The sequence below is a fragment of the Streptomyces spiramenti genome (genome assembly GCF_012034385.1).
Lineage (GTDB): Bacteria > Actinomycetota > Actinomycetes > Streptomycetales > Streptomycetaceae > Streptomyces > Streptomyces spiramenti.
In genome coordinates, this window is sequence record NZ_JAAVJB010000441.1 from 742 (window position 1) to 1,535 (window position 794).

The window sequence follows — 794 nt, forward strand, 5'->3', positions numbered from 1 at the left end:
GGTGGCGGCTCCGGCCTGCGCCGGGAAGCCGGGGACACGGGCCGGGGAGGCCGGCACAGGCACCGGGGCAGGCACCGGGGCAGGAACGCTCGGCCCGGACGCGGCCCCTCTCCGCCCCGCTGACGGACCTGGTGGAGCGGATACTGACCGACAGCGACAACGACCTCGCCGAGGCGCTGGGCCGGCACATCGCCGTCGAGCTGGGCGAGCCCACCAGCCTCAGGGGCGTCGGCGCCGCCCTCACCACCCAGCTCGCCGACCTCGGCGTCGACGTCTCCGACGTCCGGCTCGTGGACGGCAGCGGCCTGGACCGCGCCGGCCGGCTCACCCCCCACGCCCTCACCGGCGTGCTGACGGCCGCCGCCGACCCCGACCGCCCCGATCTGCGCCCCGTCCTCACCGGCCTGCCTATCTCCGGGTTCACCGGCACCCTCACCGGCCGGACCACTGACGGCGGCAACGGCCTGGTCCGCGCCAAGACGGGAACCCTGACCGGCGTCAACGCCCTCAGCGGCACCGTGGTCCACACGGACGGCCGAGTGCTGGCCTTCGCTTTCCTCGCGGGGGAGACCCCCGGCCCCGCCGAGGCCGAGGCCGCCCTCGACCGGGCGGCAGCCGCGCTCACCGGCCGCACCCTCGGCGCACCGGGCGTGAACGACGCGGCCTGACACCTCGGCGGAGCGGGGCCGCGTCCGGGCCGAGCGTTCCTGCCCCGGTGCCTGCCCCGGTGCCTGTGCCGGCCTCCCCGGCCCGTGTCCCCGGCTTCCCGGCGCAGGCCGGAGCCGCCACCCCGC

General features: G+C 78.3%; 1 pseudogene (running past one end of the window). It reads left to right on the plus strand.

Annotation, left to right across the window (positions count from 1 at the left end):
• Window positions 1–668 (plus strand): annotated as a pseudogene (gene dacB, locus HCJ92_RS25450) (D-alanyl-D-alanine carboxypeptidase/D-alanyl-D-alanine endopeptidase); it begins 589 nt to the left of the window's first position.
• Window positions 669–794: the final 126 nt, after the last annotated feature.